Source organism: Luteitalea pratensis (genome assembly GCF_001618865.1).
Classification (GTDB): Bacteria; Acidobacteriota; Vicinamibacteria; order Vicinamibacterales; family Vicinamibacteraceae; genus Luteitalea; species Luteitalea pratensis.
This window is the reverse complement of the sequence record NZ_CP015136.1, coordinates 2132897-2153274: the sequence shown is the minus strand read 5'-3', so window position 1 is coordinate 2153274 and position 20378 is coordinate 2132897. Positions and strand designations below refer to the sequence as shown.

18 protein-coding genes, 1 tRNA gene and 1 pseudogene are annotated in these 20378 nt (G+C 68.0%); 9 read left to right on the top strand and 11 right to left on the bottom strand.

What is annotated here, in order from left to right; all coding sequences use genetic code 11:
- Positions 1-338: 338 nt before the first annotated feature.
- Positions 339-2903 carry a glycoside hydrolase family 95 protein gene (locus tag LuPra_RS08880; RefSeq protein ID WP_157898921.1) on the bottom strand — a complete coding sequence of 855 codons (2565 nt, stop codon included), beginning with the start codon at positions 2901-2903 and terminating at the stop codon, positions 339-341.
- A gap of 166 nt (positions 2904-3069) precedes the next feature.
- On the opposite strand from LuPra_RS08880, the gene LuPra_RS08875 reads away from it, so the two are divergent.
- Both LuPra_RS08875 and LuPra_RS08870 read left to right on the top strand, forming a co-directional pair.
- Entirely contained in the window at positions 3070-3462 is a 393-nt protein-coding gene (locus LuPra_RS08875) for a VOC family protein (protein ID WP_237050873.1), read from the top strand.
- 29 nt (positions 3463-3491) lie between these two features.
- Positions 3492-3800 carry an L-rhamnose mutarotase gene (locus LuPra_RS08870; protein ID WP_110174601.1) on the top strand — a complete coding sequence of 103 codons (309 nt, stop codon included), beginning with the start codon at positions 3492-3494 and terminating at the stop codon, positions 3798-3800.
- A gap of 64 nt (positions 3801-3864) precedes the next feature.
- On the opposite strand, the gene LuPra_RS08865 is transcribed toward LuPra_RS08870, so the two are convergent.
- Entirely contained in the window at positions 3865-4716 is an 852-nt protein-coding gene (locus tag LuPra_RS08865; protein WP_110174599.1) for a c-type cytochrome, read from the bottom strand.
- A 207-nt stretch (positions 4717-4923) separates the two neighbouring features.
- On the opposite strand from LuPra_RS08865, the gene LuPra_RS08860 reads away from it, so the two are divergent.
- The gene (locus LuPra_RS08860; protein WP_234800915.1) at positions 4924-5874 is read left to right on the top strand and encodes an SMP-30/gluconolactonase/LRE family protein; all 951 of its coding nucleotides are present in this window, start codon (positions 4924-4926) and stop codon (positions 5872-5874) included.
- Between the two features lie 167 nt (positions 5875-6041).
- Here the strand turns inward: LuPra_RS08860 and LuPra_RS08855 are convergent, their stop codons facing one another.
- On the bottom strand, positions 6042-6689 hold the full coding sequence (locus LuPra_RS08855; RefSeq protein ID WP_157898919.1) for a DUF2911 domain-containing protein: 648 nt from the start codon (positions 6687-6689) through the stop codon (positions 6042-6044).
- 289 nt (positions 6690-6978) lie between these two features.
- On the opposite strand from LuPra_RS08855, the gene LuPra_RS08850 reads away from it, so the two are divergent.
- Both LuPra_RS08850 and LuPra_RS08845 read left to right on the top strand, forming a co-directional pair.
- A complete protein-coding gene (locus LuPra_RS08850; protein WP_110170407.1) occupies positions 6979-7824 on the top strand; it encodes a DMT family transporter in 846 nt (281 codons plus the stop codon).
- A 243-nt stretch (positions 7825-8067) separates the two neighbouring features.
- On the top strand, positions 8068-10158 hold the full coding sequence (locus LuPra_RS08845) for a PAS domain-containing hybrid sensor histidine kinase/response regulator (protein WP_162271337.1): 2091 nt from the start codon (positions 8068-8070) through the stop codon (positions 10156-10158).
- A 13-nt stretch (positions 10159-10171) separates the two neighbouring features.
- Here LuPra_RS08845 and LuPra_RS08840 read toward each other — a convergent pair whose 3' ends face one another.
- On the bottom strand, positions 10172-10747 hold the full coding sequence (locus tag LuPra_RS08840) for a 50S ribosomal protein L11 methyltransferase (RefSeq protein ID WP_110170405.1): 576 nt from the start codon (positions 10745-10747) through the stop codon (positions 10172-10174).
- A gap of 146 nt (positions 10748-10893) precedes the next feature.
- Between LuPra_RS08840 and LuPra_RS08835 the strand changes: the two genes are divergently transcribed.
- Positions 10894-11412 (top strand): DinB family protein, encoded by a 519-nt coding sequence (locus LuPra_RS08835; RefSeq protein ID WP_110170404.1) that lies wholly within the window; start codon positions 10894-10896, stop codon positions 11410-11412.
- Here the strand turns inward: LuPra_RS08835 and LuPra_RS08830 are convergent.
- Together LuPra_RS08830 and LuPra_RS08825 are read right to left on the bottom strand one after the other, a co-directional pair.
- Positions 11409-12323 carry a small ribosomal subunit Rsm22 family protein gene (locus LuPra_RS08830; RefSeq protein ID WP_110170403.1) on the bottom strand — a complete coding sequence of 305 codons (915 nt, stop codon included), beginning with the start codon at positions 12321-12323 and terminating at the stop codon, positions 11409-11411. The two genes, LuPra_RS08835 and LuPra_RS08830, sit on opposite strands and share 4 nt — an antisense overlap.
- A gap of 80 nt (positions 12324-12403) precedes the next feature.
- A complete protein-coding gene (locus LuPra_RS08825; RefSeq protein WP_157898918.1) occupies positions 12404-14032 on the bottom strand; it encodes an N-acyl-D-amino-acid deacylase family protein in 1629 nt (542 codons plus the stop codon).
- A gap of 138 nt (positions 14033-14170) precedes the next feature.
- Here LuPra_RS08825 and LuPra_RS31725 point away from each other — a divergent pair, with 138 nt between their 5' ends.
- From LuPra_RS31725 to LuPra_RS08815, 3 genes are all read left to right on the top strand, one after another.
- On the top strand, positions 14171-14542 hold the full coding sequence (locus LuPra_RS31725; RefSeq protein ID WP_157898917.1) for a hypothetical protein: 372 nt from the start codon (positions 14171-14173) through the stop codon (positions 14540-14542).
- A gap of 118 nt (positions 14543-14660) precedes the next feature.
- Positions 14661-15278, top strand: coding sequence for an acyl carrier protein phosphodiesterase (locus tag LuPra_RS08820; RefSeq protein WP_157898916.1), 618 nt, complete (start codon positions 14661-14663; stop codon positions 15276-15278).
- Between the two features lie 174 nt (positions 15279-15452).
- Positions 15453-15529: transfer RNA gene (locus LuPra_RS08815), tRNA-Arg, on the top strand.
- Positions 15530-15686: 157 nt separating this feature from the next.
- On the opposite strand, the gene LuPra_RS08810 is transcribed toward LuPra_RS08815, so the two are convergent.
- The 5 genes and pseudogenes from LuPra_RS08810 to LuPra_RS34355 all read right to left on the bottom strand — a co-directional run bounded on the left by LuPra_RS08810 (position 15687) and on the right by LuPra_RS34355 (position 19991).
- On the bottom strand, positions 15687-16928 hold the full coding sequence (locus tag LuPra_RS08810; RefSeq protein ID WP_157898915.1) for a tyrosine-type recombinase/integrase: 1242 nt from the start codon (positions 16926-16928) through the stop codon (positions 15687-15689).
- Between the two features lie 16 nt (positions 16929-16944).
- Entirely contained in the window at positions 16945-17223 is a 279-nt protein-coding gene (locus LuPra_RS31720) for a helix-turn-helix transcriptional regulator (protein ID WP_157898914.1), read from the bottom strand.
- A 353-nt stretch (positions 17224-17576) separates the two neighbouring features.
- A pseudogene (locus LuPra_RS08800) lies at positions 17577-18164 on the bottom strand (aldo/keto reductase); the annotation flags it as partial.
- Positions 18165-18232: 68 nt separating this feature from the next.
- On the bottom strand, positions 18233-19807 hold the full coding sequence (locus tag LuPra_RS08795) for a carboxylesterase/lipase family protein (protein WP_234800797.1): 1575 nt from the start codon (positions 19805-19807) through the stop codon (positions 18233-18235).
- Complete coding sequence (locus LuPra_RS34355) at positions 19752-19991, bottom strand: hypothetical protein (protein ID WP_418001400.1); 240 nt, start codon at positions 19989-19991, stop codon at positions 19752-19754. Before LuPra_RS34355 ends, LuPra_RS08795 begins: the two co-directional genes overlap by 56 nt.
- Positions 19992-20378 lie beyond the last annotated feature (387 nt).

Sequence of the window (20378 nt, the reverse complement as noted above, 5' to 3'; positions counted from 1 at the left end):
ACACCGGGGGGTGGTCGGGCGAAGTAGTGCCTTCCGTGTCCTGACGATGACCGCCGGACTGAAGTCCGGCGGCTACGTCCGGCGTCGGGTGCATCGACGCTCGGGTACCCGGCGGCGTAGGCGTCGACCCTTGGTCGACGCGATAGGACCGGGAACTCGCCGGTGAACATGGGGGGTGCCGCGCGCAGTTGCGCCTTCCGTGTCCTGACGATGACCGCCGGACTGAAGTCCGGCGGCTACGTCCGGCGTCGGGTGCATCGACGCTCGGGTACCCGATGGCGTAGGCGTCGACCTTCCGCCTTCGCCAAAGGCTACGGCGGACAAGTCAGGTCGACGCACTACGTCGCGAGCGTGACGATGGTGCCGGGGCGAGTGTCGATGTCGATGGCGTGCGCGAGCCATGCGGGCAGCGGTGGCATCGCGACTCCGGGGGCCCGCAGCGGTTCGGCAACGGCGTGTACCGCGTGGAACGGGTTGGGGCTCGCGCCGGACGCCTGTCGCGACACCGCTCCCGTTGCCGTAACGACGACGCCGGTACGCACGCGGCAGGTGCCGCCGAGCCTCGAGTGGATGCGAGCGCTGGACAGTCGGCCGCCTTCCCACACGAGATCCACGTCGAAGCCACCGCGCGCCCGCAGGCCTGTCACGCGACCGCGTGGCCACGCGACCGGCAGCGCCGGCAGCAGGTCGAGCGCGCCATCGTGGCTCTGCAGGAGCATCTCGCAGATGCCGGACGTGGCGCCGAAGTTGCCGTCGATCTGGAAGGGCGGGTGCGCGTCGAACAGGTTGGCGTAGACGCCACCGCCACCGCTCATGCGCACGCCGGTGTCGTCGACCAGGCGCAACAACCGTACGAGCAGCCGATGCGCACGGTCGCCGTCGCGCAGCCGTGCCCACGCGTTGACCTTCCAGGCCAGCGACCAGCCAGTGCCGTCGTCGCCGCGCAGTTCGAGCGCCGTGCGTGCCGCGATGAACAGCGCCGCCGAGGATGTGGGCGTGATCTGCCGGCCCGGATACAGGCCGAACAGGTGCGAGAGATGACGATGGTGCGGATCCTGTGGCGGCAGGTCGACGCCCCACTCCTGCAGCGCGCCGTTGGCGTCGATGCGGTAGGGACGCAGTCGCGGCAGGACTTCGCGAATGCGTGCGGTCGCGTCATCGGTGATGCCCAGCGCCGTCGCGGCCTGCAGCACGCTCGTGCAGACGTCCCACGTGATCGCCAGGTCCATGGCACTGCCGGAGTTGACGGCGGCCTGCCGCCCTTCGGGGAGACGGAACGGGTGCTCGGGAGATGTCGATGGCGACGTCGCGAGGTAGCCGTCGCGATCGGTCACCAGCAGGTCGAGCGCGAACAGCGCGGCGCCCTGCATCAGCGGGTACGCCGTCTTGCGCAGCCAGGAGGCATCGCCGCCGAAGGCGTAGTGCTCCCACAGGTGCTGCGACAGCCACGCGCCGCCCATCGGCCACGACGCCCAGACAGGGTCGCCTTCCCCGAAGCGGCCGACCGGCGCCGTCTGCCGCCACAGGTCCGTGTTGTGGTGCGTCGTCCAGCCGCCGGCGCCGTAGTTGATGCGCGCGGTCGCGGCACCAGGGACGGCGAGTTCGCCGATCATCTCCAGCAACGGCTGGTGGCACTCCGCCAGGTTGGCCGGTTCGGCCGGCCAGTAGTTCATCTCCGTGTTGATGTTGACCGTGTAGTTGCTGCTCCAGGGCGCTCGCACCTGGTCGTTCCACAGGCCCTGCAGGTTGGCAGGCTGCGTGCCCGGCCGGCTGCAGGCGATGAGGAGATACCGGCCGTACTGGAACAGCAGCGTGGCGAGGGTCGGGTCATCGGCGGGACCGTCGGCGAGCCGCACATCGAGCGGCCGGGACACCGCTGCGGGCGTGGAGGCGCCGAGGTCGATCGTGACCCGCGACATCAGGCGCACGTGGTCCTCGCGCTGCCGTGCCTGCAGCACTTCCCATGCGTGGGCGCGAGCCGACGTGAGTTGGGTCGTCGTCACGGCTGCGGGATCGCGTCCGTCGGTGACGCCACTCCGCGTCGGCCCCGCGAAACTGGTGGCCATCGCCACGAGCAACGTGGCCTGTGACGCGTCGACGACTTGCAGCCCATCGGCGGCGCTTGTGACGTGTCCGTCCGTGACGATCGCGAGCCGCGCCTCGAAATGCAGCCCGCGGTCGTCGGCGTAGCGGACCGGATCGGCGACATTCTCGTAGTTGGGTTCGACGAGCGACGGTGCCCGCCCGCGCAACACGAGCGCCTCTCCGTCCACTCCCGTTCCGGCGTGCAAGGGACTCGACAGCCGCGCCCTGAACCGAAGCAGGCCTGCACGATCGCATGCGAGCCGCATCGCCACGACCTGGTCGGGATGGCTCGCGACGACGCTGCGCGTGAAGGTCACGGGCCCGAGCGTGTAGCGCAGGGACGCCTCGCCCGTCGAGAGGTCGAGGGCACGGGTGTACCCACGAGCGAGATCGCCGTGGTCGAGAACCACGTGCAGGTCCCCGAGCGGCAGGTACGACTGGGTATAAGGCCCCATCATCCGCTTGGCCGCCGCGTCGGCGTCCGTGTAGCGCCCCTCCGCCACCCGCGCGCGGATCTCGGGCAACACGTCGCGCGCCCCGGGATTGTTCCAGTCGGAAGGGCCGCCCGACCACAGCGAGTCTTCGTTCAGTTGCAGCCGCTCGACGCCGATGCCGCCGAAGACCATCGCGCCGAGCCGGCCGTTGCCAATCGGCAAGGCCTCGACCCACTGCCGCGCCGGACGCACGTAGCGCAACTGCAGCGAGGCGCCCTGCTCGGCTGCTGGTTGCGCATGCAGGCCTGCGCGGAGAAGCGGAAGCGCGCCGGCGGCCAGCAACGTCTCGAGAAAGGTACGGCGGCCGGGGACGTGACCAGTCACGCGTCGCATCCTACGTCACATCGGCTTCGCTGGCCGGCCTTCGGCAATCGGCCCTCGGCCTTCGACTTTTACCTTTCACCTTCTAACTTCGACCTTAGGCGGTTGGCGGTAGGCGGTAGGCATCAGGCATGAGGCATTAGGCATTAGCCGTGGTACAACCTCCCGGATGCCCGCCCTGCCTTTCGAACATCTCGCCATCAACGTCTCCGATCCGGTGGCCGTGGCTGCCTGGTACGTCGAGCATCTGGGCATGGAGATCGTGCGCCGCGGCGATCCGCCCGTGCACATGCACTTCCTTGTCGATGCCTCGCGCCGGGCCATGATCGAGCTGTACACCAACGCTGCCGCTCCGACCGATCTGTATCGGGACCTGCATCCCGTGCAGTTGCACATCGCGTTCTCGTCTGCCGATCCCGATGCCGACACGGCCCGCCTCGTCGCCGCCGGCGCAACCCTCGTCGAGCACCTGCACAACCCCGATGGCTCCCATCTGGCGATGCTGCGGGACCCGTGGGGGCTGCCCCTCCAGCTCGCCCGGCGCACGGTGCCGATGCTGTGACGCCGCTCACCGAGACCGTCGCCTTCCGGATGCGCCTGCACGAGGGGCAGGCCGAGGAGTACCGGCGCCGGCACGACGCGATCTGGCCTGAACTGGTGGCGCTGCTACGCGAGGCAGGCGTGGTCGACTACCGCATCTTCCTCGACGAGGAGACGCACGCGCTCTTCGCGGTGCTCACCCGCCGCGCCGATCACGACCTCGACGCGCTGCCAGGCCATCCCGTGATGCAGCGCTGGTGGGCCATGATGGCCGACATCATGGACACCGAGGCCGATGCGTCACCGGTGCAGGTTCCCCTGCGCCAGGTGTTCGAGCTAAGCCACACGTCTGAGACCTGAGGCTTGAGGCTTGAGGCTTGAGGCTTGAGGCTTGAGGCTTGAGGCTTGAGGCTTGAGACGCCGCTCATCGCGCTGTGAGCGTCCTGAAATACGTGTGCAGCGCGGTGACCTCGTCGTCGCTGAAATGCGAAAAGCGGTGCCTGGCCACATCGTCCATCAGGTACAGGTCGCGCTTGCCGAGCGTCTCTCCGGTGCGCATCAGTTGACGGAAGGCGTCATCCGGATAGGCGGCCGCGATGAGGAGTGGCGGCGCCTTGCCGTCGAGGCCACCGCCGAAAGTCAGGCCGTGGCATTCGCTGCAGGCGATGCGCGCGAGGTATTCGCCACGCGCTGCGGTCTTCGCCAGGGGTGCCTGCACCATCCGCGTGGCGCCATGGTCCATGGTGGCGGCGACGGTCTGGAAGCGTCCCGTGGCGACGCCGACATGCCCGATCGGACCGATGGATGTCACGCGCTCGTCGCCGTCGCGGCGAGGCTGGCGACGGAGGTAGGCGATCAGCCGGCCGAGGTCCTCGTCGGACAGGTGGAAGAACGACGCCGACGGCATCGCGAAGATCCCGGTGCCGTCGCGCCGGATGCCGTGACGGATGGCGCGCGCCAGTTCGGCGTCCGAGTAGCTCGGCACCAGCCGCGACAGGTTGGGCGCGACCATGTCGGCGACGTGCGGCTCGCTGAAGAACAGCCGTCCTTCGAGATGCTCGCCGTGGCAGTCGGTGCACCCCAGGATGCGTGCCAGGCGCCCGCCCTCGGCGATCGCCGCGGCATCGGTGGGCACGACGGCGATTGCCGTCGCCGGCACGTCCCACGTGCGGCGCCGGATCACCATCGAACTCGCGAACACGGCCGCGACCAGCAACACCACGAGCACCAGCAGGGTGATCACCGTGCGGGTGATCCATTTCAACAGGATCGGCATGCGTACGCAGTACGGCGCGTCCCGACGACGCGCTGGTCTCCTCACGTGTTCAACGTGACGGAGCGCTCGCGCGAACACGAGCGGTCATGTACAGTCTGGCGACGCTCATCATCGCCATCCAGGAGATCAGTCGTGGATCGTCGTGCCTTCCTGTCGTTGCCAGCCGCTGCCGTCGCCCTGGCGCCTCGCGATCTCGTCGCGCAGCCCATCGCGCCCCCGCAGGCGCCCGCCATCGTGCGCTACCCGGACCCGTCGGTACGGTCGCTGGACCCGCGTTTCGACAAGTACCGCGTCGGCGCTGCCGTCGTCGAGCGGCTCTACACGGGCTGCCGCTGGGCCGAGGGACCGGTGTGGTTCGGCGATCTGCGATGCCTGCTGTGGAGCGACATCCCGAATGACCGGATGCTGCGCTGGGCCGAGGAGACCGGCGCGGTCAGCGTGTTCCGACAGCCGTCGAACAACTGCAACGGCAACACGCGCGACCTGCAGGGACGCCTGGTGACGTGCGAGCGGCGGCGCGTCGTGCGCACCGAGCCCAACGGCGCGATCACCGTCCTCGTGGACGGCGTCGATGGGCAGCCGCTCAACTCCCCCAACGACGTCGTCGCGCACCCGGACGGATCGCTGTGGTTCACCGACCCGGGCTACGGCCTGCTGTCGCGGTACGAGGGGGTGCTGGAGGAGTTCAAGCTGCCGACGCGAGTCTATCGCTGGGACCCGGCGACGAAGGTCGCCACGCCGATGGCCGAATCGATCAAGCGGCCGAACGGCCTGTGTTTCTCGCCCGACTACACGAAGCTGTACGTGGCGGACACCGAGAACCCGTCGGCCGGCCGGCCGCGTGGCATCCATGTCTTCGACGTCTCGGGCGGCAAGGGGCTCGCGAACGGCCGCCTGTTCCACGATATGGGCAAGGGCGGCGCCGACGGTATCCGGTGCGATGCCGACGGCAACATCTGGGCGAGCGCGGGGTGGGCGGGTGCGGGATACGACGGCGTGCGCGTCATCGCGCCCGACGGCACGCACATCGGCCAGATCGATCTGCCCGAAGTGTGCAGCAACCTGTGCTTCGGTGGCGCCAAGGGCAACCGGCTGTTCATGACCGGCAGCCAGTCGCTCTACAGCCTGTACGTGGAGGCCACCGCGCCGCGGTTGTAGCCGTCGGACTCCAACGAATCTCGTAGGCGCCGGACTTGTCCGGCGCGCTGCCCGCGGGACAAGTCCCGCGGCTACAAATTCCCTGATTCGCGCCGGTCGGTGGCGTTGCCGCCATGGACACCTTGTCTGACGGTCTGCCGTAACCCGTGCCGGACAGAGTCCGGCACCTACTTCGTGAGTTCGATCGGCGCGGAGGCGATCGTGTTCTCCCAGGCCAACGTGAGCAACCACGAGCGGTCGTTGACGGTCAGGAACGTGATCGTGAACTCCTCGAGCTTCTGATCGATGTTGTCCATCTGCATGGGCGCGCGTGCAACGTCGAAGTTCGGGTCGTAGTTGTACGAACCGTACAGGTTCATCTTGTCGGCCCGGTCGTACTTCGGCTGCCGCGGCTGGTTGGTCAGCACGAGCGTCCAGGCCCCGGGCTTCAGTTCCACGAACACGTTGTAGACGCCTGGTGCCAACGTCTTGCCGCCGACCACAAGCGGCACCTGGGTCGTCAGCGTGGTCGTGGCGTTGGCGCCAGCACGCCAGACAGGCTCGCCGTCGCTCACGGCCTTGCCGTACTCGGTGCCGCTGCCGAAGATGTTGGTGCGTCCCTTGAGCGTCGGCCGGCTGTAGTCGACGACGATCCACTTGCCGCCTTCGTAGCGCTGCCCGCCGTCCTGGGTCTTCGTCCACGTGCCGGCTACCTGAATGGCGGCCTGGCCCGGCGGTGAGGGCGGCAGCTTCACCTCGGGGACCGATTGCGCGAATGCGGGCACGGCCAGCCAGCAACACAGTGCGAGGGTCGAAATCAGGGTCGTCAGTCGCATGGCTCTCTCCCTGAGGAGCAATTTCACCACAGACGATGTCGCCATGCGTCGAGCAAGCTCGACGCCTACACCTGCGGGTACTCGACGCGTCGAGCAAGCTCGGCGCCTACACCTGCGGGTACTCGACATGCGTCGAGCAAGCTCGACCCGACGTTCGGCCGCCAGCGATTCCCAAATCCCAATTCCCGTTTCCCGGTTCCCGGTTCCCAATTCCCGTTTCCCGTTTCCCCGTTCCCGGTTCCCGATCCGCGATCCGCGATCCCCGACCGCTACGATACGATGCGCGCCGATGAGCGGACGCCTGCAGGTGCTGTTGGCTGCGATGCTGTTCTCGACTGCCGGCGTCGTCGTCAAGGCCACCGTGCTGACGTCCTGGCAGATCGCGGGGTTCAGGTCGGCGGTGGCTGCCGTCTTCCTCCTGCTGGTCGCGCGGTTCCCGTTGCGGCCGACGTGGCGCACGCTGTCGGTCGGCCTGTTCATCGCCGTCACGTTCATCACCTTCATCGTCGCCAACAAGCAGACGACCGCCGCGCACGCGGTTTTCCTGCAGGCCGCGGCGCCGCTCTATCTCGTCCTGCTCGGACCGTGGCTGCTCGCCGAGCGCGTGCACGCCCGCGACATCCCGTTCCTGTGCGTCGTGTTCGTCGGCCTCGGGCTGCTCTTTGCCGGGACGGTGACGCCGTCGGCCACCGCGCCCAATCCCGCATTCGGCAACATCATCGGGGCGGTGAGCGGTGTGACCTGGGCGCTGGTGCTGGCCGGCGTGCGGCTCATCTCGCGAGCGGAGGGCCTGAAGGGAGCGATGGCGGCGACGTTCTACGGCAACGTCTTCGCGTTCCTGCTCTGTGCCCCGGTCGCTTTCCCCGTCCGGGCGGCAGGACCCATCGACTGGGCGGTCATCGCGTATCTCGGGTGTTTCCAGCTGGCGCTCGCCTACGTGCTGCTGACTCGCGGCATCGGCAAGCTGCCGGCGCTGGAGGCCGCGCTGTTGCTCCTGCTCGAACCCGCGCTGAATCCCCTCTGGACGTTTCTCGTCCACGGCGAAACGCCGGGGATTGTTGGCAGCATCGGTGGTGGGCTCGTGCTGGTGGCGACCACGGCCCGGGCACTGCGCCCACAGGGCGTCGAGCGGTGATGTGACACTCGGCCGCCTGAAAAGCGACTGCTAAGCTTGACCTGAGCTGGGCCGTTCGGGTCAACTCACGGATGAGCGGACTTCTCCCCGCCTGGTTTCCATCCCGTGTCCACCTGGCGGTCCGACTCTCGAATCGGCCGATATGGCCCTGCGGTGCTTGCCGGTGCGGCCACGGCCGTGAGTTGCTGGGTGCTCGCAACACGCGACCCCGGCCCGGGTTCGCCCTTTGGCCCGCTCCGTTCCGTGGCAGTCACCGTCTTCCTCATCGTCGGAGGCCTGATCGCCTGGCTGACGCACCTCACGCGGACTGCGCGGTTACGCACCGACCGCGCCGAGCATCGCGAGCAGACCGTGCTCGACAGCATCACGGACGCCTTCGTCGCCGTCGATTTCGGCTGGCGCTTTACCTACGTCAACGAGGGGGCCCAGGTCTACTTCGGGATGAGCGAGCGGGAGCTCATCGGGCGCGTGTGCTGGGAGGTCTTTCCGCAGGCGATCGGCACGCCGCTCGAGTCGTACTACCGGCAGGTCATGGAGGGGCGCGAGGCCATTCGAGTGGAACTGCCGTCGATCATCAAGGACACGCGCTGGGCGCAGTTGCACATCGCACCGACCGCCGAAGGCATCTCGGTGGTCTTCCGTGACATCACCGAGCAGCGGCGCCTGCAGGACTCCATCCTCCGCCACCAGGAACGCCTGCATCGCGCCCTCGAGGCGGCCGGTATGGCCGCGTGGGAGTATGACCCGCGGCTGGATCGGGTCACCTACAGCGCCTCGGCGAGCGACGTGCTCGGCGTCCCCGCCGATCGCCTGCCTCACGACCGCCACACCGGCACGGAAATCATCCATCCCGACGACCGCGAGGCCTACCTGGCGATCGTGCGGCGCGCGGCGCGCACTGCCGATGGCCAATATCGATCCCAGTACCGGCTGGCGGAGGCTTACCTGTTCGGCCGCCACGGACCGGTGTGGATCGAGGATCGGGGCCGCATGCTCTTCGACGCGGTCGGCGTGCTGACATTGGTGCAGGGCGTGGTGCAGGACGTGACCGCCGATCGCGCCACCGAGGAACACATCCGCGCGCTCAACGAGCACCTGCAGGACGGCATCGCGGAACGCCAGACGCTGCTCGAAGTCGCGGAGGCGTCGCGCGAGTCCGCGGAGCGATCGAGCCGGGCGAAGGACGAGTTCCTCGCCGTGCTATCGCACGAACTGCGGTCCCCCATGCAGTCGGTGCTCGGCTGGGTGCAGGTCCTGCGCACGACTCCGCTGGAGTCGGAGACGTCGGGACGCGCGCTCGACACCATCGAACGCAACCTGCGGCAGCAGACGCAGCTGATCAACGACATGCTGGACGTGTCACGGATCGTCACCGGCAAGCTGGTCTTCCACCTCGTGACACTGCCGCTTGCCAGCGTGGTGCGCGAGACGGTCGACGAACTCCGCCCGCAGGCCGACGTCAAGGGCCTCGACCTCGAACTGCACGTGCAAGACGATCTGTTCGTGGTGGCCGACCGGGAACGCGTGCGGCAGGTCGTGTCCAACCTGTTTGCCAACGCGGTGAAGTTCACGGCGCCCGGCGGCCGCATCCGTGTGACGTGCGGCGAACGCGACGGGATGGCCCGCCTGGAGGTCACGGACACGGGCGACGGCATCGCCCCGATGCTGCTGCCGACGATCTTCGAGCGTTTCCGGCAGGCCGACACGAGTTCGACCCGGCCGCACGAGGGCCTCGGCCTCGGCCTCTCGATCACCAAGTACATCGTCGACCATCTGGGCGGATCGATTGCGGCGGAGAGCGGTGGGCCCGGCATGGGCTCGTGCTTCTCGGTGCGGTTGCCGCTCGCGGGCGTCCGGCGCGAGGAGGGCGTGGGCCTGACACGGACCGACCTGGTCGATGACGAGTCGCCTGTCGTGTCCGCTCCTGCAGACCGGCGCCTCGTGGCACTCGATGTCATGGTCGTCGACGACCACCGGGACACCGTCGACCTGATTGCGTTCGTGCTGACTCGGGAAGGTGCCGAGGTGCGCACGGCGCTGTCGGCGCAGGAGGCACTCGCGGCGTGGCTGCAGCGGCCGGCCGACGTGCTCGTGACCGACCTGAGCATGCCCGGGATGGACGGCTTCGGCCTGCTCGCGGCGGTCAGCCGGGACGCCGACGTGAAGGCGATCGCGCTGAGTGGACTGGCGCGCGCCGATGATCGTCAGCGCGCGCTGCAGGCCGGGTTCGTCGCCCACCTGGCCAAGCCGGTCGAGCCGAGGCTGCTCGTCGAGACGCTGGCCAGGCTCCAGGACGATCGGCTCATGGCCGCGAGGGAATTCCCACGGCCCTGACGAACGCCCCGCATCACTTCTGCGGAATCGTCCAGACGTAGACGGTCTTGCCGTCGACCGCGATGGTCTGTTCCGGGGCCCAGTCGCCCATGTCGAAATCGTGCGACACGATGCGCGTACCTGGCCTGAGCTGCTCCATCAGCCGCGGGCGGAGTTTCACGTTCAAGCTCGGCAGCAGGTAGAGGGTCACCACGGTGGCCTCGCGGATGTCGGACTCGAACAGGTCCGCCTGCCGGAAATCCACCTTGGCGGTGACGCCGTTCCTGGCGGCGTTCTCGTTGGCTTCCTTGATCCGCTGCGGGTCGATGTCAATGCCGACGGCGCGAGCGCCGAGCTTGGCCGCCGCGACGACGATCCGGCCGTCACCACACCCGAGGTCGTAGACCACGTCGTTGGGCCCGACCTTTGCGGCCTTCAGCATCGCCTCGATGACCAGCTCGCGGGTGGGCACGAAGATCACGTCGGGCCGCCGCTCGGTCTGGACCGACGCGGCCGGCACCTGTCGCTCTTCCGCACATGCCACGCGGGAAGACGACACGCCGGCCGCGACAGCGGCGCCGAGAAGAACGGCCCTGATTCCACGGGTCATGCATGCGTCCTTTCGCGAGAGCGACAACGGTGGTCGTCGTCATCAAGGACTCTAACCGAAACCCGCTGCCGGCTGCCATGCCGCCCCACCCGGCAGTACAATGCCGCCGATCTCGTCCAGTTCGGACGGTTCAGGTGGAGGGACACATGATGCGTGCGGCGATGGCGATGACGACGGTGCTGTTGACGGCAGGGCTGGCAGCGGCCCAGGACAACCCGATGGTCGCGGCACTCAAGGCCCAGCAGGCGTTGTTTGCCGGCAACCTCGTGAAGTCGGCGGCGTTGGTGTCGGAAGCCGATTACGCGTTCAAGCCGACACCCGAGGTCCGCAGCTTCGGCGAACTGGTCGGGCATGTCGCGAACGCGAACTACATGATTTGTTCGATGGCGCTTGGCGAGAAGAGTCCCGCGACTGCCGACTTCGAGAAGACGGTGACGGCCAAGGCCGAGCTCGAGAAAGCCCTGGCGGGTGCCATCGCCTACTGCGATTCCGCGATCTCGAAGCTGACGGCCACATCGGCGATGGAGGAGGTGAAGTTCTTCTCGGGCCAGACGCCGCGCCTCGGCGTGTTCGCGTTCAACAACGCGCACAACATGGAGCATTACGGGAACATGGTCACGTACATGCGCATGAAGAAGCTCGTCCCGCCCTCGAGCCAGCGCTAGGGCGGATCCTCACCGGGGGCGGTGCGCCACGTATCGCCCCAGCTCGACTTGCGCGCAGCAGGCCACGCCGCGTCTTTCCTCGTCACCACGATTCGCTCGGCGCCGTCCGGCGTGCACAAGACCAGCTGGATACGCCCCTTCTCGACGCGGGGATGCCGGAGCACCCGCGCCGGCCGGACGCCAGGAGCCGGCAGTCTCGTCGCCACCACGTACGCGAACTTCTCGTCCTCGTAGCCAAGGCTCCCGCCCTTCAGTTGCCGGTGCCGGCGCGTCCGTGGCACGCGCACCGAGAAATGGCACCAGTCGTCGGTCCGCGCGCCGGTGCGCATCGGGCACGGTCCCTCATGTGGGCACGGGGCGATGAACCGTGCACCTTCGGCGGCAAGCGCAGTGCGGGCGTCGAGGATGTGCTGAAACCCCGCCGGTGTGCCCGGCTCCACCAGCACGAGGGCGTGAGACGTGGCCCGCCACGCCGCTGACACGAGCGACGCCCGTACACCAATCGGCAGCTCGGAGAGCGCGTAAGCGCTGAGGACCAGATCCGCTGCCGGCCACGCGCGGACGCTGGCGACGTCCGCGACGCGTTGCGTGAAATCGACGCGGCGATCCTGGAGCAGTGCCGCGCCGAGGCGTGCACCGACGTCGAGCAAGGCGCGACTGCGATCGACCTGCGCTGCCGCGACGAGCGAGGGACAGGCAGCAAGGGCGGCCCATGTCGCGGTGCCGGGACCCGCGCCGAGATCCAGCAGGCTTCGGACGCCATCGAGCACGTCCGCTGACACCTGCGCGAGCACGGCGAGCACCGCGGCGTAGGTCGCCGGCATCCGCACGGCGAGATAGGCGGCGTGCGACGTCGGGTCGGCGATCGCGGACGGCCGTCCGTGCGCATATGCCTCGGAGAGCGCCGACACGGCGGCGCCGAGCGCGCCCGTCGGCAGCCGCGCGAGTTCCCGATCAATCGCCGCCTGCAGCGAATCAGGGAGGTCGACGGTCAGGGCCGTGGCGCCTCCCGGCGCAATGCGAGACCGGCCAGCGCGTGCGTTGGGCGGCCTTCGTCGATCGCGAAGGCGCCATTGACCAGCACGCAGTGCATGCCCGACGCGTGACGATGGGGTTCCTGGTACGTGGCCTCGTCGCGCAGTGCCGCGGGATCGAAGACGACCAGATCGGCGTGCGCGCCTTCCGCGAGGACACCGCGGCCGGTGAGCGAGAAGACCTGGGCGGAGAGACCAGTCATGGAGTGCAGGGCCTGCCCCAACGACACGATCTTTCGCTCGCGCACGAATGTCGTCAGCTTGCGGGTGAAGGCGCCATGGCCGCGAGGATGCGGCTTGCCCTCGCCAGCCAGGTAGGTCGCCCCGTCGCTGCACGTCATCATCCAGGGCCGGCGCATCAGGTAATCGATGTCGTCCATGGACATGTTGAACGACACGGTCGGTGTGTCGTGCAGGGCCACGAGCGAGAGCGCCGCTTGCTCCGCGGCGACGCCGCGCGTTTTCGCGATCTGCTCGAGCGACTGGCCCTCGACGCTGCGATCCGGCGGGTGAAAGGCCACCATCAGCGACGCGGCACCGCCTCGGCGCCGGATGTTCTCGGCCACGACTGGCAACAGGGCGGAGCGCTGCCGGGCATCGACGAGCCGTTCGGCCAACGCCTTCCGTCCGCCGGCTTGCGCCTCGCGCGGGATGAGCGCCGCAAACAGGCTCGTCCCCGATGCCTCGTACGGATACTGATCGGCCCAGACCGCCACGCCGCGGGCGCGGGCCGATTCGATGTGCGCCGCGCATTCGTGGGTGCGGCCCCAGGCATCCGGTCCGAGTGCCTTCATGTGCGTGACGATCCCGGTCGTCGCCGATCCTTCGGCGATGGCAATGATTTCGTCGACGGCGGCCAGGACGCCGATCGAGTACGTGCCTTCGTCACGGATGTGACTCGTGTGCACGGCGCCGCGGGAGAGGGTCTCTGCCGCCACGCGCATCAGGTCCGTCACTTCGTCGGTCTGGGCATACGCGCCGGGGGTGTAGAACAGCCCGCTGGAGAGACCGAATGCTCCGCCGCGCATCGCCACGCGTACCGCCTCGCGCATCTGCTCACGCTCGTTGGCCGACGGTGCGCGCGACTCGCCGCCCATCACGCTGCCGCGAATCGCGCCATGACCGACGAGCGGCGCGACGTTCACGCCGATGCCGAGCGTGCCCATGCGTGCGCGCTGCGCCTCGAGGTCCACCGGGCCGCCGCCGTCCGGATTGACGACGATGGTGGTGACGCCTTGCGCGAGCAGGGCATCCGCGAAATGGAGGCCGGGACGCGTGAGACTCTCGCCGGCATGCGAGTGCGTGTCGATGAAGCCCGGCGCGATCACGCGTCCGGCGGCATCGATCGTCCGGGCCGCTGACCATCCGGACAGCTCGCCCACGGCGAGAATGCGCCCCTGCCCCACGGCGATGTCCGCGCGCCGGGCTGGTTGCAGCGACCCGTCATGCACCTGGGCGTCGCGGATGATCACCTCCGCCTGGCGCGCCGCCCGCGCCGCCTGCGTCGCGTGGACACGTCGCGCCCACGGCACGCTGGCGGCAAGCGTCGACACTCCGGTCCCGAGAATGAAATGTCGGCGATTCACGTCGGGATTGTACGGTGCCGCGTCGCCAGCGCGGCGGTTCGGCGCGTCATTGCCAAACTGCCGCCGGGCTTCATGCGTCTCCTTGTATGAGACGATTTCCAGAAGGACGACATTCATCATCCGGCGAGGAGGCCGCGCATGTTCGAACCGAAATTGTGGAAAGGGAAGCGCCCGGACCGGAACTACCCGGTGGATGCGTTTGCCGAGGGCCTGGCTGAGGACGCGCCGCACAGTGGCGCCTGGCTCGGCGATCGGCCCGGCTTGGACCTCGGTGGCGAGCGGCAGACGCTGACCTGGATCGGCATGAGCCTGATCGGCCTCGGCGTGGGGATCCTGCTGACACGGGCGATGATGGGACACGACGACGTCGAGCGCGTGCGTGGCTGGCTGAAACCGGACGGACAGGACGTGGGCGAAGCGCGCGATGCGCGCGTGGACGAGGCCTCCGACGAGTCGTTCCCAGCCAGCGACCCGCCCTCGTTCTCGCCGAGCACCGCGAGTCTCTCCTGATCGGCGGGGCGACGCCGCCATCGCCGCCGACACCGTCGCGCGGGCGGCTCGATGGGCGTGGACGTCTCCGCACCAGGCCGGCTCACCGTGCGCTCGGGTCGCTCGTGCAGAGCCGTGCGTGCTGGCGCCTGCCGTGAACTTCCTCGCACACTTCCTGCTGTCTGGCACTGACGACGAATTGCGCCTCGGCAACCTGCTGGGCGACGTCGTCAAGGGGCGCGTGGCGCATTACGACCACCCAGGCGTCACCGAGCGCATGCGGACCGGCATCCGGCTGCACCGTGCCATCGACTCGTTCTCGGACGCGCACCCGGTCGTCCGGCGCAGCAAGCAGCGCATCGCCGGACGTTATGGCCGGCTGTCGGGCGTCATCGTCGACATCTACTACGACCACGTGCTGGCGCGCGAGTGGGCGACGCATGGGGAGGGCACGTTGGCGGAGTTCGCCGCCGATGTATATCGCACCTTGCGGGAGCATCTCGACCGACTGCCCGTGGGCGTGCACCCGCTGGTCCACGCCATGACGCGCGGCAACTGGCTGGCCGGCTATGCGCAGATCACGCACATCGACCGCGCCCTGCGTGGCATGGCGCGGCGATCGCGCGTGGCGGTCGGCATCGGCACCGCCGCCGAGGAACTCGCGCGTGACTACGACGCCGTTGCCGAAGACTTCGCCGAGTTCTTCCCCGAACTTCGCGCCCACTGCGTGTCGTTCCTGGCGGCAACGCACGAGTAACTGGCGGTTTGGTCCGGGTCAGGCGCCGTGCCGCACCATGTGTGTGCCCCCGCGCAGGCCGTTCGGTGTTCAGTGAACACTAAACATCGCGGCGCCAAGACACACCACCCCGGGCTCACCGACATGCCGCGACAAACGAGGCAGGCGGTGGATGCGTGATAATCGTCAGCGAGTGCGCCCGTAGCTCAGCTGGATAGAGCACCGGCCTTCTAAGCCGGGGGTCGCAGGTTCGAGCCCTGCCGGGCGTACCAACGCTGCTGTCGGCCGTAAGTTGTTGGGAGCGAGGCTGTTGCGGGCCTCAATGCAAGTGCATTCGAGGCTGTTCTGCAGGTCCTTCTCTACGCGACAAAGTCCCTGACTGACAATTGACTGACAATCCGAGGTGGCTTCGGGTTGCCTTGGGCGCGTTCACGCGCGAGACTCCCCCACCACACGGAGCTTGCGGCGCCGTTCCCAGACGCCGGTCATCGCCCGCCGCAGTTCCTCATCGGTGATGTTGAGGTACCGCTGCGTCTGCTTGATGTCCGAGTGCCCCAGCATCAACTGGATGGTTCGGATGTCCACCCCTTCGGCCAGCAGCCGGCACGCGCCTTCGTGTCGCAGGTCGTGAAAGTGCAGGTCGATTTCGCGGAGTGGTTCGCGGTTGACGCGGCCGCCCTGCTTGGTCCGCGTCGCCTCGCGCTCGTAGGCGCGCAGCAGAAGCGATTCCCATGCGGTCTTGAACGAGTCGTGGTACTCACCTTCGGGCCCGCCGAACACGTAGGCGGTCGGGCCCAGTGCGGCCCTGCGTCTGAGGATCGGCGCCAGTCGACCATGGGGGTCGAAGGGCACGCGGCGGTTGTCGCCGTCCTTGGCGTTCGCACCAGGGATGACGAGCTGATGCCGTTCCCAATCCACGTGGCGGTTCTGAATCCGAAGCATCTCTCCTTTCCGGCAACAGGTCTCGAGTGCACCGATGACGCGATCGTGCATCGATGCCCCCACCCAGCTGTTCGCGCCGGACGTGAACTCCAATGCCGCCTTCAACAGACGCTGCTCCTCGTCAGCCGTGAGGCGTCGATCCCGCTTCACTTCGTCCTTGACGCGGATCACCACCCCAAACCGGTGAAACGGAGAGTTCGCCAGGAGCGGCGGGTCCTGGAAGCGTGCCCAGTTGATCGCGCCACGCAGCGTCGCTAAGGCGCGGTTCAAGGTGGCGACGGCCCGTCCCTGACGGTACGAGGCCTTGAACCGCTGGATTGCCGGTGGCTTCTCGAGCGCCGTCGCTGGCAGGCGGCCGATCACCGCCTTCACCGCCTTCAGGCGCCCGCCGATGGTGACCGGGTCGCGAAGGCCTTCCGCGAGCACGTAGTCGGCCATGTAGCGGTCGAGCAGTTCCGCAACCGACAGGACCTCAGGCGCAGCCTTTGGCCCCTCGGGGCGGACTCTAGGGTCTCGGCCAGCGGTGATCTCCGCGATGAACAGCGGCTCCCACACGCGCTCGGCCACCTGTTTGGACGTCACCGGCTCCTTCGCGTCTCGCACAAGCGCGAAGTCGTCCACCGGCATCCGCCATCGCTTGCGACGGACCATCACGTCGAACCACCACGGGTGCTCGCAGCGCGGGCTCGCGCGGCACCCCTTGGCACTACAGGTCCTGCGAACAGCCATATCGTCCCCTTTCGCTCTACGGCTCCGGCGAAGGCCCATCCATCGCCTGGAGAGCACGGGCGCGCGGCGGCCTCGTGGGCGCACCGCGCTGAATCCAGTCCACGACATCGCCTTGGTCGAACCGGCAGCCGCGAACGCCGAAGCGCCGCCGCCGCAACTGCCCGCAGTTGTACGCCCGTCGTACCGATTCTTCGTGGCAACCAACAAGCGCGGCCACGTCGAAGACGTTCAGCAGTTGGCTGGGCCCCTGCTCAACCTGCACGGTGGCGGAATCCGTGGAATACGTGAAAGACATGATGCCTCCTTCGGGCGGCGGACGCCGCGGGGATTGCGGACGTCCGCCTGGGGAAAGATCTCAGTCCTGCCGGTCGTCCATCAGCGTGAGGCGCTGATCAGGATCGCTGGATGAGGGTTCCCGAACTCCGAGGCGCCAGGCACGCGCCATTCGAAGTCGGACTGAACAACGCGCCGAGGCAGCCGAAGCAGAACTGCAGCTTCTTCGGGTGTGAGGCGCGAAGGTGGGGCCAGCAGGGTGAACCGGACGCTGGAGGGGCAACTGCGCCGACGCGCTACCAGTCGTCGTCGGCAGGTGAACGGGTGCATCGTATGCTTGGACATCTCGGCCTCCGGTCAGCCGGTGCAGCACCGGCTCGGCCCCCAATGCAGCACCTTGCCAGAGGACATCATCTCCTTGACGGCGCCCGCGACATCTTTGATCGGGACCGCCGGGTCGACGCGGTGCTGATAGAGGAGATCGATACGGTCAGTCCGGAGCCGCTTGAGCATGCCATCGACGACCACCTTGATGTGGTCGGGCCGACTGTTGAGCCCAGGGCGGCGCTCCCCCGTCTCCTGGTTGATGTTCCAGCCGAACTTCGAGGTGATCACGACCTTGTCTCGGAACGGCGCGATGGCCTCGCGCAGAATTCGCTCGGCTCCGTGCGGGCCGTACGCTTCTGCCGTGTCGAAGAATGTCACTCCACGGTCGAACGCCGCCCGGATGATGTTGATCATCTCGGGCCGGTGCGGCACCGTCGTTTCATACTTGCGGGCGACGTTCTGCACGCCCAGGCCCACGCTGGACACCTCCAGGCGTCCAAGCTTTCGCCGTCCAGACACGTGCGGTGCGTTGCTCGCTCCGGCGGTGGTCTGCGCTTCAGCGTGCGAGTTCAGGCCGCCGGTGAGTGACAGCGCTGCGACGCTTCCTGCTGCCCCGAGGAAGCGGCGGCGCCGCATGCCCCTCTTCTTCGTGCCCTCGACTCATTCTCGATTCCTCCTCGGCGGTACGCTGCGCCACCCGCGGCTTAGGGGTCAGAGCGCTTGCCGGATTCAGTAGCTAACTGCGTGACGTCGAGCCGCGCCTTCCGCGGATCGGGACCTGCACCCGCGGAGCCATCTGGGCGGAAGTCGAAAATCACATCCTTCTTGGGATCGTGACGGGGCCATACCGGCAGGCCAGCACCGTTCGGGTCGCCGGTCTTCGCGAAGTTGACCCAGTAGCTTTGGGCCATGTGCGAGAGGGCCTGATCCTCCGGCGTCAACGCCGCGCCTGGCCCGGGCGACAGGGTCCCGAACACGTAACCGATCTCGCCTCCGTGCGGAGCCCCGGCCCGCAAGCGTTCCCGCATGCCCGCTTGGACGTAAGAGAACCGGTAGAGATAAACCGGCGAGCCGTTGGCGGCGAACGCATTCGCGGCAAAGCGGGCCGGCTCAGCCTGGCCAAAGTCGTCGTTGGCCCTCGCGATCATCGCCGGCAGGTCTTCCGTTCCGTCGGGGTCGTACGCCGCTTTGGCTTGCGCACTCCACTGCCTAAATCGCGCCAGGAACTCGTCCTTGGTCGTGGCCCGTATCCGGTTGCCGGCCGTATCCGCACTGTTACTTCCGAGCAAGAGTGGGATGCGCGGCTGCCGACGAGCCTTGTACGCGGTTTCAGCCGTCTCGGTGATCAGCTTGCCGTCAAGAATCGGCGTCGTCTCGACCTGCGGTGGATTCGTGCCCGCCGGCGCGGGCGCACCCCGCAAGACCTGCTCGGACGTGAGGGCGCGCAGACGGGCCAACGCGGCGCCGTCCGTGCCCTCGATGCCCATGGACCGCGCGAAGGTGGTGCCAAGCGTCTCGGCCGACACCGGATAATTCGAATCGACGCCGTCGGCGCGCAAGGGCCGCGCCGTCAGCACGCTGTCCCGTGACCCGCCAGACTGGGCGATCGCCTTGTGGAACAAGCCCCGGGCCATCGGCGACGCCACGAGACTGTGCACGGAGACGCCGCCCGCGGAGAATCCGAAGATGGTCACATTGGCGGGGTCGCCACCGAAGGCTGCGATGTTGCGCTTGACCCACTGCAGCGCCGCGATCTGATCCATGTACGCGTAGTTGCTCTTGGGCTCGTCGGGCCGCTCGCTGCTCAGCGCCGGGAATGCGAAGAAGCCAAAGCGCCCAACGCGGTAGTTGAGGCTGACGAGGACGACGCCCTGCTTGGCGAACTGCATACCCGACGTGAACGCCGACGCTCCGGAGCCGCCCATGAAGCCGCCCCCGTAGATCCACATCATCACGGGCAACTTGCTGGTGGCCGCGCCCGCGGGGCGCCACACGTTCAGGAACAGGCAGTCTTCCGACGGCATCCGGGCCGGCGGCGCGCCGGGCGCCGGCGGTGGACCGAACCGTCCCTGCATGCAGTCGGCCCCGAACTCCGCCGCCTGCCGCACACCAGTCCACGCGGCCGCGGGCTGCGGCGGCCGCCACCGCAACTCGCCCACCGGCGGCACCGCAAAGGGGAGACCCTTGAACGACTCGACACCGTCAGCGACCACCCCTTGCACCTCACCGCCTTCGACCCGCACGACCGCGGGCGACTGCGAACGCGACGTGATGCCCACTTCGCGTCCTCGCGTTCGACTTCCGCGGCCTGCGGGGCCTTGGCGACGTGCGCCCGCAAGCAGTGCAATCTGACGGAATGACGATCGTGTAGTTGCGCATGTGGCCGTCGGATGCGGTTAAGAGCACGCAATTGCGGTCACCGGGCCCCAGATCACCAGCGTCTTGCCTTCGCCGTTGGAGCATCGCTTGGAGGGTTGTCTGATAGAAGCTAGAGAGGGTCGATTTGAGAACGACAAAAGCGACGGCGTTGCGCGGAGGATCTCGAGAATGCGCACACCTGAGCCCCTGTGTTCGATTGCCAGCGATCAGCTAATCGATGTGCGAGCGCCAGCGCGGCCGCGGTTGTCATTGACGTAGATGATAGGTACCGGGCGCGCTTGGCACGGCTTGCAAGCGTGGCGGTGGATCGCACGGCATCGGCGGCCTTCGGCGCAAAAATGCGGCCACCAGGGAACGTTGATGACGTCACTGATGAGAAGGGCGGCCCTGATCAGAAGCCTGAAGACCATGAAGACGCGTTGCCAAGATGGCCGCAGGATGGCTCCTCGGACTGGACCATCGGCGACTTTG